Annotated in this window: 17 protein-coding genes; 9 read left to right on the top strand and 8 right to left on the bottom strand. The window is 51.8% G+C overall.

Features of this window, described 5'->3' with window-relative positions; translation table 11 throughout:
• The first annotated feature begins 1 nt into the window (after position 1).
• A complete protein-coding gene (locus tag MPHASIOC01_RS24605; protein WP_064598302.1) occupies positions 2–349 on the top strand; it encodes a gamma-glutamylcyclotransferase in 348 nt (115 codons plus the stop codon).
• A 384-nt stretch (positions 350–733) separates the two neighbouring features.
• Here the strand turns inward: MPHASIOC01_RS24605 and ppa are convergent, their stop codons facing one another.
• Entirely contained in the window at positions 734–1264 is a 531-nt protein-coding gene (ppa, locus tag MPHASIOC01_RS24600) for an inorganic diphosphatase (RefSeq protein WP_064598304.1), read from the bottom strand.
• A gap of 393 nt (positions 1265–1657) precedes the next feature.
• Here ppa and ytfQ point away from each other — a divergent pair, with 393 nt between their 5' ends.
• From ytfQ to MPHASIOC01_RS24575, 5 genes are all read left to right on the top strand, one after another.
• Positions 1658–2614 carry a galactofuranose ABC transporter, galactofuranose-binding protein YtfQ gene (gene ytfQ, locus MPHASIOC01_RS24595; protein ID WP_064598305.1) on the top strand — a complete coding sequence of 319 codons (957 nt, stop codon included), beginning with the start codon at positions 1658–1660 and terminating at the stop codon, positions 2612–2614.
• Between the two features lie 59 nt (positions 2615–2673).
• On the top strand, positions 2674–4176 hold the full coding sequence (gene ytfR, locus MPHASIOC01_RS24590; protein WP_064598307.1) for a galactofuranose ABC transporter, ATP-binding protein YtfR: 1503 nt from the start codon (positions 2674–2676) through the stop codon (positions 4174–4176).
• 13 nt (positions 4177–4189) lie between these two features.
• Positions 4190–5212: a galactofuranose ABC transporter, ATP-binding protein YtfT gene (gene ytfT / locus MPHASIOC01_RS24585; protein ID WP_064598309.1), complete on the top strand. Its 1023-nt coding sequence runs from the start codon at positions 4190–4192 to the stop codon at positions 5210–5212.
• Positions 5199–6200 carry a galactofuranose ABC transporter, permease protein YjfF gene (yjfF, locus tag MPHASIOC01_RS24580; protein ID WP_064598311.1) on the top strand — a complete coding sequence of 334 codons (1002 nt, stop codon included), beginning with the start codon at positions 5199–5201 and terminating at the stop codon, positions 6198–6200. The genes ytfT and yjfF overlap by 14 nt, the downstream gene beginning before the upstream one ends.
• A gap of 91 nt (positions 6201–6291) precedes the next feature.
• Positions 6292–7911, top strand: a complete 1620-nt coding sequence (locus tag MPHASIOC01_RS24575) for a methyl-accepting chemotaxis protein (RefSeq protein ID WP_353613492.1) — start codon at positions 6292–6294, stop codon at positions 7909–7911.
• 213 nt (positions 7912–8124) lie between these two features.
• On the opposite strand, the gene fbp is transcribed toward MPHASIOC01_RS24575, so the two are convergent.
• Positions 8125–9126, bottom strand: coding sequence for a class 1 fructose-bisphosphatase (fbp, locus tag MPHASIOC01_RS24570; RefSeq protein ID WP_064598315.1), 1002 nt, complete (start codon positions 9124–9126; stop codon positions 8125–8127).
• Between the two features lie 185 nt (positions 9127–9311).
• Here fbp and mpl point away from each other — a divergent pair, with 185 nt between their 5' ends.
• On the top strand, positions 9312–10688 hold the full coding sequence (gene mpl / locus MPHASIOC01_RS24565; RefSeq protein ID WP_353613491.1) for a UDP-N-acetylmuramate:L-alanyl-gamma-D-glutamyl-meso-diaminopimelate ligase: 1377 nt from the start codon (positions 9312–9314) through the stop codon (positions 10686–10688).
• Positions 10689–11948: 1260 nt separating this feature from the next.
• Here the strand turns inward: mpl and MPHASIOC01_RS24560 are convergent.
• The 4 genes from MPHASIOC01_RS24560 to MPHASIOC01_RS24545 all read right to left on the bottom strand — a co-directional run bounded on the left by MPHASIOC01_RS24560 (position 11949) and on the right by MPHASIOC01_RS24545 (position 18119).
• Positions 11949–15020 (bottom strand): efflux RND transporter permease subunit, encoded by a 3072-nt coding sequence (locus tag MPHASIOC01_RS24560; RefSeq protein WP_353613490.1) that lies wholly within the window; start codon positions 15018–15020, stop codon positions 11949–11951.
• Positions 15017–16168, bottom strand: coding sequence for an efflux RND transporter periplasmic adaptor subunit (locus MPHASIOC01_RS24555; protein ID WP_353613489.1), 1152 nt, complete (start codon positions 16166–16168; stop codon positions 15017–15019). The genes MPHASIOC01_RS24560 and MPHASIOC01_RS24555 overlap by 4 nt, the downstream gene beginning before the upstream one ends.
• Positions 16169–16236: 68 nt before the next feature.
• A complete protein-coding gene (locus MPHASIOC01_RS24550; protein ID WP_064598322.1) occupies positions 16237–17430 on the bottom strand; it encodes a cell wall metabolism sensor histidine kinase WalK in 1194 nt (397 codons plus the stop codon).
• Positions 17427–18119 (bottom strand): response regulator, encoded by a 693-nt coding sequence (locus MPHASIOC01_RS24545; protein ID WP_064598324.1) that lies wholly within the window; start codon positions 18117–18119, stop codon positions 17427–17429. Before MPHASIOC01_RS24545 ends, MPHASIOC01_RS24550 begins: the two co-directional genes overlap by 4 nt.
• 126 nt (positions 18120–18245) lie before the next feature.
• Here MPHASIOC01_RS24545 and MPHASIOC01_RS24540 point away from each other — a divergent pair, with 126 nt between their 5' ends.
• Positions 18246–19034 (top strand): MipA/OmpV family protein, encoded by a 789-nt coding sequence (locus MPHASIOC01_RS24540; protein WP_064598325.1) that lies wholly within the window; start codon positions 18246–18248, stop codon positions 19032–19034.
• Positions 19035–19264: 230 nt separating this feature from the next.
• On the opposite strand, the gene MPHASIOC01_RS24535 is transcribed toward MPHASIOC01_RS24540, so the two are convergent.
• Entirely contained in the window at positions 19265–20473 is a 1209-nt protein-coding gene (locus tag MPHASIOC01_RS24535) for an aldose 1-epimerase family protein (RefSeq protein ID WP_064598328.1), read from the bottom strand.
• Positions 20474–20887: 414 nt separating this feature from the next.
• Entirely contained in the window at positions 20888–21442 is a 555-nt protein-coding gene (gene yjgA, locus MPHASIOC01_RS24530; protein ID WP_036114137.1) for a ribosome biogenesis factor YjgA, read from the bottom strand.
• A gap of 136 nt (positions 21443–21578) precedes the next feature.
• Here yjgA and MPHASIOC01_RS24525 point away from each other — a divergent pair, with 136 nt between their 5' ends.
• On the top strand, positions 21579–22559 hold the full coding sequence (locus MPHASIOC01_RS24525; protein ID WP_026141915.1) for an IS5-like element IS5 family transposase: 981 nt from the start codon (positions 21579–21581) through the stop codon (positions 22557–22559).
• Positions 22560–22594 lie beyond the last annotated feature (35 nt).

Genomic DNA, 22594 nt, shown 5'->3' with positions numbered 1-22594 from the left:
AATGCGAATATTTGTTTACGGCAGTTTACGACGCAAACAAGGTAACAGTCACTGGATGACCAACGCGCAGTGGTTAGGCGATCATACAGTAGAACATTATCAGTTATACAGTGTGGGGCATTATCCTGGCGCTGTGCCGGGAGAAGGAACCGTTTTTGGTGAAGTATACCGTATTGATGCTTCCACTCTGGCTGAACTGGATGCGTTGCGTACCAAAGCGGGGGAATACAGCCGGCAGTTAATTCAAACGCCGTTTGGTTCCGCCTGGATGTATGTCTACCAGCGCTCTGTTGAAGGGCTCACTTACATTGATACAGGTAACTGGCTGGACAGAGATAAATTCAAGTAACCCGCCGGTACTGTTAGTAAGTTCACCACAAAAACACCGCCAGAAGCCTGGCGGTGTTTTTTTCTTGATGCCCTGATGCACTTTCCCCGGTCATGCTTGTTTCTCCCGTTCACAACGCCAACCTGAATAACCTGGTTGTATTGCCGGATAGCACTTCGGTGGTGAGTGATACATGCATAATGTGCGCAGCAGCTTCTTGCTTGTGACCGGCCTGCCTGATTTACATGTGCTTAATCAGTAGAGTGAAAACAGGGAGTGTGTGGGAAAGGCATTATAAAACTTAAAAATTAAGCACTGCCGCAGGGCAGTGCTTAATGATTCATGCGCTGACTGGTGTTGTGAGCACCTCACCACCGGCATCGCGCCGCACGGCGGTATCAGGCATTATTTTTTGGCAGCGCGTTCGAAAGAAGCAACAATTTCAGCTTTAGCGGCTTCAGCGTTGTCCCAACCGTCAACTTTCACCCATTTGCCAGCTTCCAGATCTTTGTAGTGTTCAAAGAAATGGGTGATCTGTGCTTTCAGCAGTTCTGGCAGGTCGTTCACATCTTTAATGTGGTCGTATTCTTTGCTCAGTTTGGTGTGCGGTACCGCAACCAGTTTGGCATCTTCGCCAGACTCGTCGGTCATTTTCAGTACGCCAACCGGACGGCAACGAATAACAGAACCCGGCTGCAGCGGGTACGGAGTCGGCACCAGTACGTCAACCGGGTCACCGTCCAGAGAGAGGGTATGGTTGATGTAGCCGTAGTTGCACGGGTAGAACATAGCAGTAGACATGAAACGGTCTACAAACAGTGCGCCGCTTTCTTTGTCGACTTCATATTTGATAGGGTCAGCGTTAGCCGGGATTTCGATAACAACGTAGATGTCTTCCGGCAGATCTTTGCCTGCTGGTACGTTCAGTAAGCTCATGTCTGTTTCCTTTAATGTGTGGCAAACAAGTGCCGGGTATTATAGCCAACTGCGCCCGAATGTCTTCGCCTGTTTTTCTTAATCCGGAAAAGTTCGAAGTAAAAGGTAGCGTATTTTTTAGCACAAAAATCCATAAACCCAGCCGCATTATTTATAAATTCTTGTAACCGGTTACAAAAGAGAAATACCAGCGAATTCATTGGTAAAAAAAACGGCATACGCCAGTATGGTGAGGAGCCTCATCCAGCCCGATCCTTGACCAAAACTGGGTGTTAACAATTATGCTACTTTTTTGAATTGTGATGTAACGCATTCTGTTACATCCCGTATTGTCTATAGTTTCTCCTGCAGATGTACTTCTTACCAATAATAACCCTACGAGAGGACACGCTTATGTGGAAGCGGTTACTTTTAGTCTCTGCAGTTTCAGCGGCTATGTCATCAGCAGTAATGGCAGCCCCCCTGGTGGTTGGATTTTCTCAGGTTGGTTCGGAATCTGGCTGGCGTGCAGCAGAAACCAATGTTGCCAAAACGGAAGCGAAAGAACGCGGAATTACCCTGAAAATTGCCGATGCACAGCAAAAACAAGAGAACCAGATTAAAGCGGTACGCTCTTTTATTGCTCAGGGCGTGGATGCAATCTTCATTGCACCTGTGGTGGCGACCGGCTGGGAGCCTGTGCTGGAAGAAGCCAAAGATGCGAAGATCCCGGTATTCCTGCTTGACCGTTCTATTGATGTAAAAGACAAATCTCTGTACATGACCACGGTAACAGCCAACAACGTGCTGGAAGGCCAGTTAATTGGCGACTGGCTGGTGAAAACTGTCGCAGGTAAGCCGTGTAATGTGGTTGAGCTGCAAGGTACTGTGGGTGCCAGCGTAGCGATTGACCGTAAAAAAGGGTTTGCTGAAGCTATCGCCAAAGCGCCAAACATCAAAATCATTCGTTCCCAGTCTGGCGACTTTACCCGTAGTAAAGGTAAAGAAGTGATGGAAAGCTTCATTAAAGCGGAGAACAACGGCAAAAATATTTGCATGGTTTACTCCCATAATGACGATATGGTCATTGGGGCAATCCAGGCCATTAAAGAAGCCGGGTTAAAACCGGGTAAAGACATTCTCACCGGCTCTATTGATGGTGTACCGGATATCTATAAAGCCATGATGGCGGGCGATGCGAATGCCAGTGTCGAGTTGACGCCGGATATGGCTGGCCCGGCCTTTGATGCGCTGGAAAAATACAAGAAAGACGGTACGATTCCGCCGAAAACGATTATCACTAAATCAACGCTCTATCTGCCAGACACAGCAAAACAGCAATACGAGCGCAAACTCCATATGGGTTATTAACCAACCAGGCTCAGGCTATTTTCATGGCCTGAGCCGTTTCCCTGACCGGAGACTCCGCGATGAACACCCGTGATAATCAGGAAATTTTGCGCACGGAAGGCCTGAGTAAATTTTTCCCCGGCGTGAAAGCGCTGGACCATGTCGATTTTCAACTACGCCGGGGCGAGATAATGGCCCTGTTGGGTGAAAATGGTGCCGGTAAATCAACATTGATCAAATGCCTCACTGGCGTTTATCAGCGTGATACCGGGGCTATTTACCTGGAAGGTCAGTCTGTCTCGCCGAAAAACACAGCAGACGCACAGCGCATGGGCATCGGTACGGTGTATCAGGAAGTTAACCTGCTTCCGAATATGTCTGTGGCCGACAACCTGTTTATTGGTCGCGAACCCCGCCGGTTTGGTTTACTGCAACGCAAAGAAATTTTCCGACGGGCCAGCAAGTTAATGGCTTCTTACGGTTTTGAACTGGATGTGCGTGAACCCCTGAATCGTTATTCGGTTGCCATGCAGCAAATTGTTGCTATCTGCCGGGCTGTGGACCTGTCAGCCAAAGTTCTGATTCTGGATGAACCCACCGCAAGCCTTGATACCAAAGAAGTTGAAATGTTGTTCACCCTGATGCGCCAACTGCGTGATCAGGGCACCAGCCTTATCTTTGTCACCCACTTTCTCGATCAAGTTTATGAAGTGACTGACAGAATTACCGTATTGCGTAACGGTGCGTTTGTTGGCACGGAGAACACCGCAGATTTGCCACAAATTGAACTGGTTAAGATGATGCTGGGCCGTGAGCTTGAACAAAACGCGCTGCAGCGAGCCGGGCGAACACTACTGAGCGACAAACCGGTGGTGGAACTTACCGGCTACGGCAAGAAAGGCGTAATCAAACCATTCGACCTGACGGTGCGCCCGGGCGAAATTGTCGGCCTGGCAGGCCTGCTGGGTTCCGGGCGGACCGAAACCGCAGAGGTGATTTTTGGCATTCGGCCTTCCGACAGTGGTCGTGTGGCAATTAAAGGCAAAACGATGTCGCTGCGTACTCCGCATCAGGCTTCCTGCGCTGGAATTGGCTTCTGCCCCGAAGACCGAAAAACTGACGGGATCATTGCTGCAGCTTCTGTTCGGGAAAATATCATTCTGGCGCTACAGGCGCAGCGTGGCTGGTTACGCCCCATTCCGCGTAAAGAACAGCAGCAGATAGCCGAGCGGTTTATACGCCAGTTGGGTATTCGTACGCCAGGCATGGAACAACCCATCGAATTTTTATCTGGTGGGAATCAACAAAAAGTCTTGTTATCCCGCTGGCTGCTCACCAAACCCCAATTTCTGATCCTCGATGAACCGACCCGCGGTATTGATGTGGGCGCACACGCTGAAATTATCCGCCTGATAGAAACACTCTGTGCGGATGGTCTGGCGTTGTTGGTTATCTCGTCGGAACTTGAAGAGTTAGTGGGCTATGCCGACCGGGTGGTGATCATGCGAGATCGCCAGCAAATTGCCGAGATCCCCCTTAAAGATCTCTCTGTCGCCGCCATTATGAATGCCATTGCGGCATAAGGAGGAGATTGTGATGCCGCATTCGTTATCAGGTCCCGGGCAGCAGCGCCGCAGTTTCCGCTGGCCGCAGGGCACCCCGCAATTGATTGCGTTACTGTTGGTGTTAGTGGTAGACAGCCTGGTCGCTCCCCACTTTTTTCAGGTTATTTTGCAGAATGGCCGCCTGTTTGGCAGCCCCATTGATATCCTTAACCGTGCCGCACCGGTGGCATTACTGGCGATTGGTATGACGCTGGTAATTGCCACCGGCGGTATTGATTTGTCTGTTGGGGCAACCATGGCAATTGCCGGGGCCACAGCCGCCGCACTGACAGTGCAGGGGCATTCTCTGGCGGTGGTGATTCTGGCTTCACTGGGCGTCGGCATGCTGGCCGGGTTATGGAATGGTATTCTGGTCGCCATACTCAAAATTCAGCCATTTGTTGCCACCCTGATTCTGATGGTCGCCGGGCGCGGCGTGGCGCAGCTTATCACCTCCGGGCAAATTGTTACCTTTAACTCGCCCCATCTTGCCTGGCTGGGTAGTGGTTCGCTGTTGTTCTTCCCTACACCCGTGGTAATTACTCTGGTTACGTTGGTCGCGTTCTGGGTTCTGGTGCGCAAAACCGCACTGGGGCTGTTTATTGAAGCGGCAGGGATCAACATTCGTGCGGCAAAAAACGCCGGGGTGAATACCCGTATTGTCGTGATGCTTACCTATGTGTTGAGCGGTTTATGTGCGGCAATTGCCGGGGTCATTGTTGCGGCGGATATTCGTGGTGCCGATGCCAATAATGCCGGGTTGTGGCTCGAACTGGACGCGATTCTTGCCGTGGTTATCGGTGGCGGTTCGCTGATGGGTGGGCGTTTCAATATGGTGTTGTCGGTGGTGGGGGCGCTGATTATTCAGGGTATGAACACCGGGATTCTGCTGTCCGGTTTTCCGCCGGAAATGAACCAGGTGGTGAAAGCCATCGTCGTACTGTGCGTGCTGGTTGTTCAGTCACAGCGTTTTATCTCATTGATTAAAAGGTGGCGCCGCCATGATGAAGCGTAATTTGCCGCTGGTGATCACCCTGTTGGTGTTTATTCTCGGCTACCTGTTCTGCCTGGCTAAGTTTCCGGGCTTCGCCTCAACCCGGGTCATTTGTAATATCCTGACCGATAATGCCTTTCTGGGGATTATCGCTGTTGGCATGACCTTTGTGATTATCTCCGGTGGGATCGATCTTTCAGTTGGGTCGGTTATTGCTTTTACCGGGGTGTTTCTGGCAAAAGCGCTGGGTGACTGGGGGATGTCTCCGGTAGTGGCATTTCCATTGATCCTGCTGATGGGATGTGGGTTCGGTGCTTTCATGGGGTTACTGATAGACAGCCTGAAGATCCCCGCTTTTATCATCACCCTTGCCGGGATGTTCTTCTTACGGGGTGCCAGTTATCTGTTGTCTGAAGAGTCAATTCCTATCAATAACCCTGTCTATGAAACCTTATCCACTCTGGCCTGGCGTATACCTGGCGGTGGTCGCCTGAGTTTTCTGGGTGTGGTGATGTTAGTGGTGGTAGTGTTTGGCATTCTGGTGGCAAGCCGCACTCAGTTTGGTAACCGGGTCTATGCCATTGGTGGCAGTGCCACATCTGCGAACCTGATGGGGATTTCAACCCGCAGCACCACCATTGGCATTTATATGCTTTCCACTGGGCTGGCAACGCTGGCGGGGATTATTTTTTCTATTTATACCTCAGCGGGTTATGCTCTGGCCGGTGTTGGAGTGGAGTTGGATGCCATCGCGTCTGTAGTCATTGGCGGCACGTTACTTAGTGGTGGTGTGGGAACGGTGCTGGGTACTCTGTTTGGTGTGTCTATTCAAGGGCTAATTCAGACTTATATTAACTTCGATGGCACGCTGAGTTCGTGGTGGACCAAAATCGCTATCGGCATTCTGTTATTTATTTTTATTGCAATGCAGCGCGGCCTGATGGCGTTCTGGGAAGGGCGGCAAAGTGTTCCTGTTAACAGGGTTAACATAGAGCCAACAAAGACGTAACTTCATGAAAAATAATTAAACTTCCCCCGGTAGTGGACGATAACCGTACTGTTATATTTTTAATCGTTCTTGCCACTATCGGGGCTCTTTTATGTTACGACATCTTTCTCTACGTACCGCATTGCTCTCCCTGTTAGCCATAATGACATTTCTGATACTGATGGTAAGCGCAATCGGTATTTATGCGCTCCAGAACAGCGCCTCTTCACTACAGCAAATTAACAAGTTACACAGCCAGCAACTGGCGGTTATAAACCAGAGCTATATCGCCTTACTACGTGCGCGCAATGATTCCGGGCAGGCCGTTCGTTTAATGGAAATTGGCATGCTGGATGATGCCGCTACGTTGGTTAAAAAGGTTAATAGTAATATCGCCCGTGCACGTAAAAACATCACGACACAAGTTGCCGGTGGGATTAACGACACCAAAGGGGAGGAATTACTGCAGGCAGTAGGCAAAAGTTTCTCCGATTACGATGCACAAGGCATTGTTCCCATGCAGGCTGCACTGAACAAGCAAAGTGCAGATGACTATTATAACTTGCTGGAAAACCAGCTGGTGCCCCTGGCAAACCAGTTTGATGGCCGGATGAAGGCATTCCAGTCCTGGTCAACTGAATACAGTAACCAGCAGGTTCAGAGCGTACAGACCAGAAAGAACAGGGTATTGTACCTGATGGTTGTTGCGCTACTGGCAACTGTAGGAGTGATGGTTATTGCCTGGCTGATGCTGCGCCACCGCTTTTTGCACCCACTTGATAATGTCATAGCGCTGCTTGAGCAGGTCGCTCAGGGCGACCTGACCCGGACGGCCAGTTACCATAACCGCAATGAACTGGGGCGCCTGAGCCAGGCCATTGATGCCATGCGAACGGCTTTGGTGAATTCAATGAGCCAGGTGAAAAGCGCGGCACAGGGTATTGACCAGGGAAGCCAGATATTGCTTAACGGCAATACAGAACTGGCTCAGCGTACCGAAAGTACCGCCAGTTCATTAGAGCAAACAGCAGCCAGTATGGAGCAGATTACCGCGACAGCGAAACAGAATGCTGATAACGCTCATCAGGCCCATGATATGACGCTGCATGTGTCCGACACGGCAGATCAGGGGAGTGAGAAAGTCTGTTATGTCATCGAAAAAATGCAGGATATCGCGACCAGCTCCCGAAAAATCGGCGACATTCTTGGTGTTATCGATGGTATTGCCTTTCAAACCAATATCCTGGCGCTTAACGCCTCTGTGGAAGCGGCGCGTGCTGGTGAGCAAGGGCGCGGGTTTGCCGTGGTTGCCAGTGAGGTACGTAATCTGGCTCAGCGCAGCGCCGATGCTGCAAAAGAAATTCGCTCTTTAATCCTGGCCTCCCGTGAACACGTTGATGAAGGCCAGCAACTGGCCCTGGAAGCCGGGGAAACGATTGATGAGATAGCCACGGAAGTCTTGCGCATGACCAAACTGGTGCGTGAAATAGCCACCGCTTCTGAAGAACAACGCCATGGAATTGAGCAAATTAATATCGCGGTGAATCAGATGGACGATGCGGCACAACAAAATGCCGGCCTGGTACAGGCTTCTGCTTCATCTATGCAGGCGATGGAGAATCAGTCACGGCAACTAATGGCTGTGGTTCGGGAGTTTAAACTGGCTGAGGATGCCTCTGTGGTTGAAAGTGATAAGCAAAAAGCTGAACAGCCGCTGGCACTCCCTGCCTGATACGCAATACAAACAGGGCGCTGATACGCCCTGTCAGATTGATGAAAAAGAAGGAAAAAGCGTGGTTTTTCCTTCTTTTTAGTTAGCAGCCGAAAATCAATAAATTGATTTTCCTTGTTTTTTATTGGGTGACATCCTCTCTTTCTGTGCGGACATGAGGTTTGTCATCAGACTCAGGGCGCTTATACGCCCTGTTTGACCTGATTACCAGGCTTACAATGAATCCGGGTATTCGCGCATAAAGCGCTCCAGGTCATTAACCATTTGTTCTGTACCCACAAAGAACGGGCGGCGCTGGTGCAGGCTGTCTGGCTGAATATCCAGAATACGCTGTTTACCATCACTTGCTTTGCCGCCAGCCTGCTCGGCCAGGAACGCCATAGGGTTGCATTCGTATAACAGGCGCAGTTTGCCTTCCGGGTAGCTTGCTGTGCTGGGATACAGGTACAGACCGCCTTTCAGCAGGTTACGGTGGAAGTCAGCAACCAGGGAACCGATATAGCGGGAAGTGTATGGACGGTTGGTGGCCTTGTCTTCTTCCTGGCAGTACTTAATGTACTTTTTCACACCTTGTGGGAATTTAATGTAGTTCCCTTCATTAATGGAGTAGGTGTTGCCTTTCGGTGGGAAATTCATGCGCTCCTGAGACAGGCAGAAAACCCCCAGTGATGGATCGTAGGTAAAGGCATGAACACCGCAACCGGTTGTGTAAACCAGCATGGTGGATGAGCCATAGACTACGTAGCCTGCAGCCACTTGCTGGTTGCCGGGTTGCAGAAAATCTTCCAGAGTAACAGGCGTGCCGACTGGTGTAACGCGGCGGTAAATAGAGAAGATAGTACCAACAGAGACGTTAACGTCGATATTAGTAGAGCCATCCAGTGGGTCCATCAGCACAACATATTTTGCATGCTCACACCCTTCGAAAACAACAATTTCGTCTTCTTCTTCAGAAGCGATGCCGGCAACGATATCGCGGGCTTTCAGTGCAGCTTTCAGTTTCTCATTGGCAAACAAATCCAGCTTTTGCTGTTGTTCACCCTGAACATTCTCGGCACCACTGGCACCCAGAATATCAACCAGACCTGCTTTGTTGATATCGCGGTGGATGATTTTGGCACCCAGTTTTATCGCCGATAACAATGCAGTGAGTTCCCCGGTGGCGTGAGAAAACTCGTGCTGCTTTTCGACAATAAATTCACCTAACGTTTTCATAACACTTTCCCTGCATTCAGTGGAGTAAAGCGGTTGAGTAAAGCGAATAAAACAATACTAACAAAGTTTAAAATAAACGCGCACAGATGAATCGCGCCAGCAAGGATGGGATTTCGCTGAAAAGTCATTTATTCATCATAGAACATACGGGTAGAATGTGCGCCAGAAAGGAAAAGGACAGAGCTATGCGTATTCATATTCTGGGAATTTGTGGCACGTTTATGGGCGGCCTTGCCATGCTGGCACGGGCTTTAGGGCATGAAGTAACCGGGTCCGATGACAATGTGTACCCGCCAATGAGCACATTGTTGGAAAAACAGGGTATAGACCTGATTCAGGGCTATGATGCCAGCCAACTGGAACCGCAACCCGATTTGGTTATCATCGGTAACGCGATGACGCGTGGTAATCCTTGCGTTGAGGCGGTGCTGGAAAAAAGTATCCCGTACATGTCCGGGCCACAATGGTTACATGATTTCGTTCTGCGCGACCGTTGGGTGATTGCTGTTGCGGGTACGCATGGCAAGACGACAACAGCTGGGATGGTTAACTGGATCCTGGAAGAGTGTGGCTACCAGCCCGGTTTTGTGATTGGTGGCGTGCCAGGTAATTTTGATGTTTCTGCCCGGCTGGGTGAAAGCCCGTTCTTTGTTATTGAAGCCGATGAATATGATTGCGCCTTCTTTGATAAACGATCCAAGTTTGTACATTACTGCCCACGGACATTGATTCTCAATAACCTTGAGTTTGATCACGCCGATATTTTTGACGACCTGAAAGCCATTCAGAAACAGTTCCACCACCTGGTGCGTATTGTGCCAGGACAGGGGCGTATTATTCTGCCGGAGCACGATACTAACCTGAAACAGGTTATGGCAATGGGCTGCTGGAGTGAACAAGAACTGGTTGGTGAACAAGGGCACTGGCTGGCGAAAAAAGCAAACCAGGATGCTTCACAGTGGGAAGTGTGGCTGGATGGTGAACAGGTTGCGGCAGTAGACTGGGCGCTGGTTGGCGAGCACAATATGCACAATGGCCTGATGGCAATTGCAGCTGCGCGTCATGTTGGTGTGGCCCCCGCAGATGCCGCGAAAGCGTTGGGTTCCTTTATCAATGCCCGTCGCCGTCTGGAATTGCGTGGTGAAGCGAATGGGGTCACGGTATATGATGATTTTGCGCATCACCCAACAGCCATTCTGGCAACGCTTGCGGCCTTACGCGGTAAAGTCGGTGGCACCAAACGCATCCTCGCGGTGCTGGAACCACGTTCCAACACCATGAAAATGGGGATCAGCAAAGATGACCTCGCGCCATCTTTGGGCCGGGCCGACGAAGTCTTTTTGTTCCAGCCACAGCATATTCCCTGGCAGGTTGCCGAAGTCGCTGAAGCCTGTGTTCAGCCAGCACACTGGAGTGCAGACCTTGATACGCTGGTGGATATGATAAGTAAATCGGCGCAACCAGGTGATGTGATTCTGGTGATGAGTAATGGTGGTTTTGGTGGGATTCATCAGAAGTTGCTGGATGCGCTGGAGGTGAAGGCGCAGCGTTCAGTGGAGTAGGAGAGGGGCGCAATTTGCTCAGTACTGGCAGATTACTGTTACTGCGGTGGCTGTTCCGTTCACCTGGACTGATGTGAAGGTTCCGTTCACTTCTAGTGATGTGAAGGTTCCGTTCACTTCCAGTGATGTGGTTAATGTGGCTTCACAGCCTGTGAACGGGCTAAGGGGGCTCGCCCCCTTTGCAATCCCCGTTTTCGCGGGCGACCGGTGCTGCGCACTGCGTTCACCTCCGGGCAGTCAGCCTGCGGCCGGCTCGACTCGGCGTCCTGCCTCGTTTCGCCTTATTCCGCCGTCCGGGCGGAATAACCTTGTCTTCCTTTCTCCGGTTCACCGGTCTTACGCGAACTGTCCCCGCTGCAAGTGGCTATTTTCTTGTGTTGTCTGGTGTGGCTGGAGGATTTGTGTGTTATTTGTTTTCTTTATTTTTTGCTGCTGGCTTACAAACGGGTGGGTTTGGGTGGCCTCTAAATCGTTGAGGCGTGCCTGGCGGGCCGGGGCTGCCTGCAGGACGCAGGCAGAGCGACGGGAGGCAGGAAGCCGACTCGGAGCGGTACCCGAACAGGCCGCCGGGGTAAGCCGAATGTCCGCGTAGCGGCGATTTTGCCGGCCACAAAAGGGGGTGCAGGGGGCCAGTGCCCCCTGCGGGCGCCGGGCGCAGTGGGTGAGAGGAAGCAGTGTGGCTGACACGGCGCGCAATTTGCTCAGTACTGGCAGATTTACTGTTACAGTGGTGACAGTTCCGTTCACTTGCAGTGTGGTTGTTTGCGTTCACCTGGACTGATGTGAAAGTTCCGTTCACCTGAAGTGAGGTGACTAATGTGGCTACACAGCCAGTGAACGGGCTAAAGGGGGCTCGCCCCCTTTGCAATCCCCGTTTTCGCGGGCGACCGGTGCTGCGCACTGCGTTCACCTCCGGGCAGTCAGCCTGCGGCCGGCTCGACTCGGCATCCTGCCTCGGTTCGCCTTATTCCGCCATCCGGGCGGAATAACCTTGTCTTCCTTTCTGCGGTTCACCGGTCTTACGCGAACTGTCCCCGCTGCAAGTAGCGGGGCTTTTTGTGTTGTCTGGTGTGGCTGTTGGATTTGTGCGTTGTCTGTTTTCTTTGATTTTTGCTGAGATATTACAGACGGGTGTGGGGTGTGGCCTCTAAATCGTTGAGGCGTGCCTGGCGGGCCACTGCCCCCTGCGGGCGCCGGGCGCAGCGGGTGAGAGGAAGCTGTGTGGCTGACACGGCGCGCAACTGGCTCTGTGCTGGCAGATCATTGTGCTGTGAGTGGGTGTTCTCTTTGCATGACCATACTTAGTGCGGCAGGTAATACTGTCAGAGTGACCAGGGTCGCGACCAGCAAGCCGCCGATGATGGCATAGGCCATAGGCCCCCAGAATACCTGTTCAGAAATTGGCAACATACCCAGGATTGCAGCGCAGGCAGTTAGCAGTATTGGCCGTGCCCGGTGTTCTGCTGCCGCAATAATCGCAGTATCAGACCCCATGCCTTTTTGCAGGTTACCGTCTGCCTCACTGATCAGAATAACCGCATTGCGGATTATCATACCTGCCAAAGCGATAACGCCCAGTAGTGCAACAAACCCCATTGGTATACCGGCTGGCAGCATTGCCAGAACAATACCAATAAGGCCGAAAGGTGCCATTAACAGCGCCAGAAGCATCCGGGAAAAACGCTGGAGCTGTATCATCAGCAAAATCAGCATCACAACTAAGGTCACTGGCAACACGGCATAAACGGAACGATTGCCTTTATCCGATTCGGCCACCACTCCGCCTTCTTCAATCTGGTAGCCATCTGGCAATGTGGCTCGCAAATGGTCAACCTGTGGCTTCAGTCGTTGTGACACCGCTTCTGCACGCATGCCCGGGGCCAGGTCAGTCTGAACGGTGATAAAGGGCAGTTGCTGGCGTCGCCAGATAACCGGGTCTTCCACTCCCCATGCCAGTGTCGCAACCTGGCTGAGCGGAATCTTCTCCCCTTGCTCATTTGTCAGCAACAGGCCAGACAATGTCGCAATATCCTGGCGTTCAGCATCACTGGCTCTTAGCACTACGCCTTGCAACCTGTTGCGGGAACGTAAGGTTGTCACTTCACTACCAGACCAAATGGTCTGCAGTGTTTGGGCAATACTCTGTGAGGAAACACCTGCGGCCCGGGCGGCAGTTTGATTAATTTGTACGGTAATGACCCGTTCCGGTTCACCCGCAGTAAGGTTAACTTCACGAGTGTAAGGGCTGTTGCCCAGAACAGAAGCCAGTTGATGGGCAATCACCTGAACTTTGGCGTATTCCGGGCCGGTTATTCGGTATTTCACCGGCCAGCCAACCGGAGGGCCTAATTCCAGTGGGGAAACACGGGTGGTGATATCGCTGAACGACTGGGATAGCAGCGTTTGCAGGGATTTTCGTAACCGGTCCCGGGCCTTGAGATCTTTCGCCACAATAACCAACTGAGCGGTATTTTCGTTATCCAACAAAACATCCATTGGCAGATAAAACCGTACAGCACCAGAACCGACATAACTGGAGAAATGATCCACATCCGGATTATCTATTAACACCTTTTCCAGCCGTTCAGTCTGCCGGGCAGTTTCCGTTTGTGATGCATTTGCCGGTAACGTCAGGCTGACCAGTAACTCTGGCCGGTCGGAAGCTGGAAAGAATTCACCCTGCATAAAACTGGCGCCATAAGCAGCCAGACCCAGCAGCATAAGGGCTGTGCCGATAGTGATTACCCGGTGTCGCAATACACAACATAATAGTTGGTGGTAGCCACGCCGGAGCCTTCCACCAGAATGGGATGAATGCTGCGAACTGATTTTTGCCGGTAAGATCCTCACGCCAATCAGCGGTGAGAACACAATGGCGACAACCCAGGAGCACAACAAAGCGATTAGCATCACCGCGAACAGCGTAAAGCAGTACTCCCCTGCACTCGATGCAGCAAAACCGACAGGAATAAACCCGGCTATCATCACCAGTGTTCCTGTCAGCATCGGGAATGCGGTGGTTTTAAACGCACAGGAAGCGGCTTCCTTGCGGGTGTCTCCCATCTCCAGGCGAGTGACCATTGTTTCAACGGTTATCATGGCGTCATCAACCAGTAGCCCAAGAGCAATGATGAGCGCACCAAGTGAGATGCGCTGTAAACCAATACCCGCCAGCATCATCCCGGTAAATGTCAGTGCCAGTACCAGTGGTATTGCGGTGGCAACAACCAGCCCGGCGCGCAGTCCAAGTGATACAAATGAAACTGCAAGTACGATAATAATCGCTTCAACAAGCACTCTGACAAATCCATGAATAGCCTGGGTAACCACTGCTGACTGGTCGGCAACTTTGACCATTTCAATGCCCCGGGGCAATTGCTCGCTGAGCCGGGTCATGCGTGTATTCAGCGCATTGCCGAATGCCAGGAGATTGCCGCCCGAAACCATAGAAATTGCCAGCCCAATAGCGGGCTTACCATTGACCCGGAAGGTGGGTTCAGGTGGTTCGGTATTTTCCAGGTGAATAGTGGCAATGTCGGTCAGTGGAATATAACGATCATTTATGTGTAGCGTGATGGCCCGCAGGCTATCTGCTGTAGTGAGCGCCCCACTGACGTGCAGGGCGATGTTTTCGTGCTCTGTGCGCAAAACACCCGCAGGCTGGACGGCATTCTGTGCACGCAGGGCATCACTGACTTGCTGCAGGCCAATTCCCATTCCCGCCAGTTTTTTGGGGGAAAAGGCAATAACCCACTGTTCGTCCTGTTCGCCAATAAGGTGAATTTTACCGATATCCGGCACGGAGATTAGCCGGCGGCGAATTGCCTCCACCCGGTCACGCAGTTCACGGGGGGTAAACCCCTCAGCAGTAAAGCCATAAATGGTGCCCCAGGTATCGTCAAATTCATCATCCACCACTGGGCCCTGAACGCCTTCAGGCAAAGAAGACGCAATATCCTGCATTTTTTTACGTACCTGGTACCATATTCCGGCTACCTGACCCGGAGGCGTATCATCACGCAGGTTGACAAATATTACTGATTTTCCGGCATGAGTGTCGCTTTCAACGTAATCCAGATGTGGGATCTCCTGTAACTTTTCCTCCAGCGTATTCGTCACCAGATTCACTGTGTCCTCGACATTTGCTCCCGGCCATGTTGCCGAGACGACCGCTGTTTTAATGGTGAACGCCGGGTCTTCATTGCGAGGTAAATGCTCATAGCTCAGGATGCCGCACACCATGACCAGCAGCATGAAAAATACCACGAGTTGCTGGTTATTCAGTGCCCATGCAGACAAATTAAAGGTTAATTTTTCGGGGGGCCTGCTCATTGAATTCCCTCCCCAGGAGCAACCTTTTCTCCTTGCCGTAGTTTACTGACACCCGCAGTGACAACAGCATCTCCTGGGGTAATACCGCCGGATACCAAAATTGTGTTCGCGGTATATCCGCCCAGTTTAATTGGCCTGAGCACCAACTGGTGGGTTGCCTGATCCACGACGAATACAGCCGGTTCACCGTTAATTCTGGCCAGCGAAGATGCCGGGAGTGAAATCAGTGCGGGCCCGGAGTCAGGCAGGCGGATCTGTACACTGGCCCCCAGTGCCATTCCCTGCGGTGGGTTTATCAGTTGAATGCGAACTCGCCAGGTCCGGGTTTGTGGATCTGCTTGTGGGCTGATATCTCGCAAAATACCGTGGGCGTGAACTGACGGATCACTCACCAGTGAGACATTAAAATCACCATGGTGTTGTTCAAACAGTTGTGGACTGGCCACATTGATAATGGCATCAAGGGTGTCTCCTGCAGTGAGTGTCAGCACGGTTTGCCCGGCACTAAGCACTTGCCCTGGTTGTGCATTAATCTGAGTGATAATACCGGCTGCAGGCGCTTTGAGTTGCGCCCAGTCAAGGTATTCCTGCGCTGTTTTCAGCTCCGCCTCACTGCTTTTGCGGCGTGAAACGGCAGATAACCACTCTGACTGTGCTGTATCAAACTGAACACGCGCAATGGCGCCAGAGGGCATGAGTTGTTTCATGCGTTGTAAATTCAGTGCCGCCAGGTGCTCCGCAGCAAGCGAACTCTCCAGGCTGGAACGCGCGCTGTTGAGTTGGTTTTGTTGCACGGAGCTTTCCTGTGTTGCCAGCAATTGTCCGGCCTTCACCCGGTCGCCCACATCCACCAAACGAGCCAGAAGGCGGCCATCCTGGCGAAACCCGAGTGGCAGTTCATCATGAGGGTGGATTTCCCCGGTCTGCATAAATTCGCCGTGCCAGGATGCCGCAGGAGCAGTGATGGTACGTACCGGACGCGGTACCAGCACCTGCTTCTCGGTTTTTTCGCCACAGGCTGTGAGCAGTAACACAAGCGGGAGCAATACAAGAAGACTGTATCCCAACAGGGACAACCGGTTTGCTGCAAACAGATGGTAAAAAGCCTGCCGAACATAGCCGGGCAGGTCAGGAATATTATCCGTCATGGCGAGGCTCCTGAATGGTATTCCGGCCATTACACCGGAACACTGTCAGGATTTACCCCCACAATCTGTCAGGAACGTGTCAAGATAACTGAATTATTGGCAGGAAGCGTGATGGTGATAACCAGCCCTTTATCGACACCTTGCGCAGCATGGATAGCGCCCCCATGAGCCAAACAGATAGCTCGTGCAATCGACAGACCAAGGCCACTACCGCCGGAATGCCGCGCCCGTGATGACTCGCCGCGTGTAAAACGATCAAACATCACTGGCAGAAATTCGGCTGCCACACCCGGGCCCTGATCACTAAACGCCATTGCATACCCGCCTGGTGTTTTCCGCACTGATGCAGTCAGTGAACCACCTTCAGATGCGTATCGCAGCGCGTTTTCCATCACGATAGTCACAACCTGGCCGAGGCGGACGGCGTCAACTTCACAAGGGCAGGGAGTATCAGCGATAACATGCAGCGCCATACCTGCATCCTGCGCCTGTGGCGCCAGCCATGCCGCTTTTTCATGCAGTAACCCGGCGAGGTCTGTTACCGATTTATGCAGACTAAGCTGGCCTGCATCCGCCAGTGATAACAAGTGCAATTCATCAGTCAGGCGGCTAAGCAACTGGAGTTGCTTCATCACCATTTCCAGTTGTCTGGGCTCAGGAGTAAATATGCCGTCGATCATTCCCTGCAATCGCCCAATAGCGGCAGTAAGCGGTGAACGCAGTTCATGCGCCATTGCAACATGTGAAGCCTTCAGTTCACGTTCATAGCGTGCCAGTTGCTGCATCATCGCGTTGAAGTTTTGGGTAAATCGGGACATTTCTAACGGAGCGCCGTCAACCTGTGCTGCCCGTGTGCTGAAATTACCTGCGGAGACTGAACCCGCCGCCGCCGCCAGATGGCTGAACTGAACGGAGAGTGGCCGGGCGGAACGTAACCCAAAAAACACAATGAAAGGAATGATGACCACGACCAGAAGCCCGACAGTCAGCCAGTCGGCTGAGGCTATCGACGGGTCGGAATAGCTTATCCCCCACCATGCATCAATAATCTCATGGAAACGGGCAGGGTTGGCTTCCGGATGCGAGCGTAACTGCACAAACTCATTACGCAAATCCGCAGGCATATGGTGCAGTATCCAAATATTTTCAATGGCGAAGCGCAACCACATGCATAAGGCAATAACCACAACGGAACCCACAGCCAGTGCCAGTACCCGCACGCAGATCCAGCGCCATAATGTCTGTTGCTGTAAAGTCTTCATGGCTGACGGAACCGGTAACCAGTACCACGTACATTGACCAGTACGTCAGAAATGCCGGCCGCTTCCAGTTTTTTACGCAGGTTATAAATGTGCGTGTCCACCGCCCGTTCCAGAGCATCGCTCTCTGGCAGGCAACGCTCCAGCAAATCCTGGCGTGAAAAAGGGCGAACGGGTGCCCCCATCAATACCGTGAGCATGCTGAATTCTGTTGGTGTCAAATCAATCAGCCCCAGCTTTCCATCGCTGCCGCGCACTCCTGCTGTCATCATCAAGGTATCAACCTCCAGTGTCTGCCAGCGCAATAGCTGTATTTCCGGCTCCTGGAATACCCGCCGCAAAACTGCCTGCACGCGTGCAACCACTTCGCCCGGGTTATAAGGCTTGACCACGTAGTCATCTGCTCCGTATCGCAATGCGCCAATTTTATCTGGCGCGTCGCCCATGGCGGTCACCATAATGACGGGCGTGGTACTTTTGCGCCGTATTGCTGCCAGCACTTCTGTGCCATTCAGGCCAGGCAGCATCACATCAAGCAATATAAGGTCGGGGCGCAACTGTTGGCTCATGTCCAGGCCAGACAACCCATCACCCGCAACACTCACTTCATAGTTTTCTCGCCGTAAATATGCACTTAACACATCTGCCGCATCTGTATCATCTTCAATAATCAGTATTCGTTTTCCGGACATTCAGACCGCCTTGACCGTTTCTTAATAAACCCCTGACAGTTTACTGACACTGCCTCCGTATATTCACTGGCACACCCGGCCCCCCTGACAAGGGCCCGCTGACAATACAGGTACGGAGAAGCCACAATGATAGCCAGAAAACTGATGTTGTATATGGCCTGTTTCGCACTCACTGGCACAGCAACGGCAGTACGTGCCGACGACACCAGCCCGGCACAGCGCAGCATTTCAATTGGCATCGCCGGGCAAAATATCCCCCGTTACAGTGGCTCAGACAAACATAACTGGCAGGTGGTTCCTGTTGTGCAGGCCCGTGATGGCGCATTCTTTCTGGATTCGGAGAAAGGAGTGGGATACGACCTGCAAACTGACAATGGATTCTGGCTGGAGCATACACTGGGTTACAGCCTTGGGCGTTCAGAACGTAATTCCCTCTGGCGGGATGGTAGTGACAAACTGAAAGGGATGGGGAATATCAACCCGACAGTGAATACGGCCATTGTGGTTGGCTGGTCGGCCACTTCCTGGTTGACTCTGGAAGGCAAGGCTACTCTGCCTCTGAGTGAAAGCCAGGGCGTGAGTTACCAGACTTCTGTCACGCTGGTTCCCTGGCAGACAAGCACCGACACGGTTGCATTAAGCTCTGCGGCCTTATTTGGCGATAGCCGTTACATGAATACGAACTATGGGGTCAACATCAGGCAGAGTCGCCGTTCTGGTTACTCATTTTATTCCGCGCCCGGCGGGTTTTACGGTGTGGATACCAGCCTGACATGGGATCACCAGCTAACTGAGCAGTGGGGAATTCTGGTCAGCGTTGATTACCAGTGGCTGGGCTCCCATGCTGCGGACAGCCAAATCGTATCCCGCCGCAATGAAGTGGGAACGACGTTGGGTGTGCTGTATTCATTCTGAGAACATGTACTGTAATGCTTCTGATACTTTAATAAGACGGTGTCTTGAGGCTATGAACATCGGCAGTACACGCACTGAATGCATTATTTTGGCGATGACCGATGTTGCTGCCGATATGTATATTTTGGCGGATCATTACCCGTTGTTGCTGACCGGTAACGCCCTGCTGCGGATAAGACTGAATAACCAGAAACCGTGGGAGAGCCCGCGTCCCTGCGGGCAAGGCTGTCTTACTCCTTAGCCATCGGTGTGCTGATTTCCTCTACTTTCTTGTCACCCTGAATCGTGGCGATATCCTGTTTAATCTGGTTTACATCGCTTGCGGAGTGCAGCAGTTGGTAGGTTAAATCAAAGTGTGCGCTCTGGCCTGGTGCCAGTTGTTTCACACGTTTCTGTTCACGTTCAATGGATACCGGGTAGGCATAGCTGGTGCCGGGCTCAATGCCGGTCACATAGCCTTGTTTCAGCGTATCGGTATTTTTCCACAGTGTCAGAACCGGAAGTTGCGTGGTGTTAAAGTGAATAGCTGCGCCTTTGTTGCCCGCTTTGTTCACCACAGCTGCCAGTGTCTGGTGGTTGGCTCCGGACAGTGGTGCAATATTAAACACCATTTCGTCAAAGCCTTTGGTGGGGCCGGCATAGGTCTGCCAGGTGCTCAGGCCTTTCTTCGCATAGTCATTAAACGGGCTGATTTGCGCGATTGGCGCGAGGAACTGCGCACCTTCTTCCAGAATCGGCTGACCAAAGTTACTGTGATAGATTATCTGGTAATCATGGTCGTAATCACCTTTATTGGTCAGCACGTCATGAATGCTGAACTGGCTGCTGCCCGGAACATATTGCAATTCTGTTTGGGTCTGCAAATCGGCTTTTTTAAAGGTGCTCTCTTTCAGTAAGCCGCGCACAGTAATGGTATAAGGTGCGCTGTCACTCACGCTCACTTCCACTTTAGATGCCGGTGTATTCCCCGCTTTACCATGCAGGGTGTACAGCTGGCCATCTGCCATACCCGGGTGCCCGGTCCATTCATAACCACAGCGCACCATCATTTCATTAAAACCTTCCAGCCAGCCCAGTCCGTTACGGCTTTCCAGGTTCATGTAAGCAGGGTTGACGACCTCTTTAACCGGTGAATCCCAACCCATACGCACGCCAAAACCTTCTACACGCAGGATATCCATGCCGCGGGTGGGAATCAGGGTAATAGTCAGGCCGTTTTGGCTTTTAATAACCAGCAGTTTACTGCCTTCTTGTTTGCCACCATGCAACACAGTTTGCTCAATGCTGAACGGGGAAGATTTTATGTTCAGCTGATGGCTGGAGATGTGCCAGTTTCCTTGTTCTGTATTGCTTTCAGTGTCCGTCAGCACCCAGGTTTTGGCTGCCACTTGTCCAGAGATGAGTAACGCGAGTGTTGAGAGGATCAGAGCTTTTTTCATCGGAACGTCCTTTTGCTGAATCGATTATGTTTGTTTCAGCAAAGACTAGTTTTTCAGGTAACAAGAAAATGTGATCCCCTTCAATTCACTGTATTAAGTGTTAATTTTTGTAAATAAATGAGATTCAGATCATGATTTACAATGTAACAAATAAGTTGTTTGTCTAATCTTGTGCTTCATGAGGTGTTTTGTTGTAACGATTCAGCTTTTTGTGGCAGGCGTAAAATGCAGCGCCTGAAGACAGGCCTGGCAAGCATACTGATACAGGAAACTACTTTCCGGGTGAATCTGTGACAGGTCTGCGGGCAGAGCACAGGTGAAATACGGGCACCAGGTACAACAGAAAGCGACAAAGAGCAGTTCGCCACACGGGTGACGAAAAAAACGGCTGCCATTGGAAAGGCAGCCGGATGATTAATCCTGGTTTTCAGCCAGATCGCGCAAGTATTGAAAGATCAGGCGGCTGGATTTGGGTGGTTTATTACCAGCAACTTCTTTCTTCGCATTACGCGCCAGGGAACGTAATTGCTGACGGTCAGCATCCGGATACAGGCGCAGTACTTCTTCAATGGCCTCATCACCACCAGTAATCAACTGGTCGCGCAGGCTTTCCAGCTTGTGAAACACAACAACCTGCTGGTTGTGGCGATTTTTCAGCTTATCAAGCGCCTGGCGAATGGGGTCCACATCACGCTGACGCAGCATTTTCCCAATCAACTGTATTTGGCGGCGACGGCCTTCTTTCTTAATCCGTTGCGCCAGTTCCACTGCTGCACGCAGGTCCTGATCCAGCGGTATTTTATCCAGCGCGTTTTTGCCAAGTTCAGTCAACTCAACGCCGAGACGTTTCAGCTCTTCTGCGTCGCGCTTAATTTCACTCTTGCTGACCCAGATAATTTCATCATCTTCGTCCTCTTCGTTTTGGCTATCGGGGACGTCATCGAGCCAGTCTTCAGGCTGTTTTGTCATATCAGGCTCCTTAAAAAGAGGCTAATACTACCAGTTAAGGTGCGCACTGCGAAATGGTTCTCTGTTAGGGAAGGTGCGAACAAGTCCCTGATATGAGATCATGTTTGTCATCTGGAGCCATGAAAAAGGGTTCATCATGAGTCATCAGCTCACCTTCGCCGACAGTGAATTCAGCAGTAAGCGCCGTCAGACCAGAAAAGAGATTTTCTTGTCCCGCATGGAGCAGATTCTGCCATGGCAAAACATGGTGGAAGTCATCGAGCCGTTTTATCCCAAGGCTGGTAATGGCCGGCGACCTTATCCGCTGGAAACCATGCTACGCATTCACTGCATGCAGCATTGGTACAACCTGAGCGATGGCGCGATGGAAGATGCTCTGTACGAAATCGCCTCCATGCGTCTGTTTGCCCGGTTATCCCTGGATAGCGCCTTGCCGGACCGCACCACCATCATGAATTTCCGCCACCTGCTGGAGCAGCATCAACTGGCCCGCCAATTGTTCAAGACCATCAATCGCTGGCTGGCCGAAGCAGGCGTCATGATGACTCAAGGCACCTTGGTCGATGCTACCATCATTGAGGCACCCAGCTCGACCAAGAACAAAGAGCAGCAACGCGATCCGCAGATGCATCAGACCAAGAAAGGCAATCAGTGGCACTTTGGCATGAAGGCCCACATTGGTGTCGATGCCAAGAGTGGCCTGACCCACAGCCTAGTCACCACCGCGGCCAACGAGCATGACCTCAATCAGCTGGGTAATCTGCTGCATGGAGAGGAGCAATTTGTCTCAGCCGATGCCGGCTACCAAGGGGCGCCACAGCGCGAGGAGCTGGCCGAGGTGGATGTGGACTGGCTGATCGCCGAGCGCCCCGGCAAGGTAAGAACCTTGAAACAGCATCCACGCAAGAACAAAACGGCCATCAACATCGAATACATGAAAGCCAGCATCCGGGCCAAGGTGGAGCACCCATTTCGCATCATCAAGCGACAGTTCGGCTTCGTGAAAGCCAGATACAAGGGGTTGCTGAAAAACGATAACCAACTGGCGATGTTATTCACGCTGGCCAACCTGTTTCGGGCGGACCAAATGATACGTCAGTGGGAGAGATCTCACTAAAAACTGGGAATAACGCCTTAAATGGCGAAGAAACG

It is taken from the genome of Mangrovibacter phragmitis (assembly GCF_040429585.1).
In the GTDB taxonomy this organism is placed as follows: Bacteria; Pseudomonadota; Gammaproteobacteria; order Enterobacterales; family Enterobacteriaceae; genus Mangrovibacter; species Mangrovibacter phragmitis.
The sequence above is the reverse complement of the archived record's forward strand: the minus strand, read 5'-3'. Positions and strand labels throughout refer to the sequence as shown.

Bases quoted from the DNA above. Each gene is read 5' to 3' on its own strand.
- MPHASIOC01_RS24605 (WP_064598302.1), top strand. From the start codon at position 2: ATGCGAATATTTGTTTACGGCAGTTTACGACGCAAACAAGGTAACAGT.
- ppa (WP_064598304.1), bottom strand. From the start codon at position 1,264: ATGAGCTTACTGAACGTACCAGCAGGCAAAGATCTGCCGGAAGACATC.
- ytfQ (WP_064598305.1), top strand. From the start codon at position 1,658: ATGTGGAAGCGGTTACTTTTAGTCTCTGCAGTTTCAGCGGCTATGTCA.
- ytfR (WP_064598307.1), top strand. From the start codon at position 2,674: ATGAACACCCGTGATAATCAGGAAATTTTGCGCACGGAAGGCCTGAGT.
- ytfT (WP_064598309.1), top strand. From the start codon at position 4,190: ATGCCGCATTCGTTATCAGGTCCCGGGCAGCAGCGCCGCAGTTTCCGC.
- yjfF (WP_064598311.1), top strand. From the start codon at position 5,199: ATGATGAAGCGTAATTTGCCGCTGGTGATCACCCTGTTGGTGTTTATT.
- MPHASIOC01_RS24575 (WP_353613492.1), top strand. From the start codon at position 6,292: ATGTTACGACATCTTTCTCTACGTACCGCATTGCTCTCCCTGTTAGCC.
- fbp (WP_064598315.1), bottom strand. From the start codon at position 9,126: ATGAAAACGTTAGGTGAATTTATTGTCGAAAAGCAGCACGAGTTTTCT.
- mpl (WP_353613491.1), top strand. From the start codon at position 9,312: ATGCGTATTCATATTCTGGGAATTTGTGGCACGTTTATGGGCGGCCTT.
- MPHASIOC01_RS24560 (WP_353613490.1), bottom strand. From the start codon at position 15,020: ATGAGCAGGCCCCCCGAAAAATTAACCTTTAATTTGTCTGCATGGGCA.
- MPHASIOC01_RS24555 (WP_353613489.1), bottom strand. From the start codon at position 16,168: ATGACGGATAATATTCCTGACCTGCCCGGCTATGTTCGGCAGGCTTTT.
- MPHASIOC01_RS24550 (WP_064598322.1), bottom strand. From the start codon at position 17,430: ATGAAGACTTTACAGCAACAGACATTATGGCGCTGGATCTGCGTGCGG.
- MPHASIOC01_RS24545 (WP_064598324.1), bottom strand. From the start codon at position 18,119: ATGTCCGGAAAACGAATACTGATTATTGAAGATGATACAGATGCGGCA.
- MPHASIOC01_RS24540 (WP_064598325.1), top strand. From the start codon at position 18,246: ATGATAGCCAGAAAACTGATGTTGTATATGGCCTGTTTCGCACTCACT.
- MPHASIOC01_RS24535 (WP_064598328.1), bottom strand. From the start codon at position 20,473: ATGAAAAAAGCTCTGATCCTCTCAACACTCGCGTTACTCATCTCTGGA.
- yjgA (WP_036114137.1), bottom strand. From the start codon at position 21,442: ATGACAAAACAGCCTGAAGACTGGCTCGATGACGTCCCCGATAGCCAA.
- MPHASIOC01_RS24525 (WP_026141915.1), top strand. From the start codon at position 21,579: ATGAGTCATCAGCTCACCTTCGCCGACAGTGAATTCAGCAGTAAGCGC.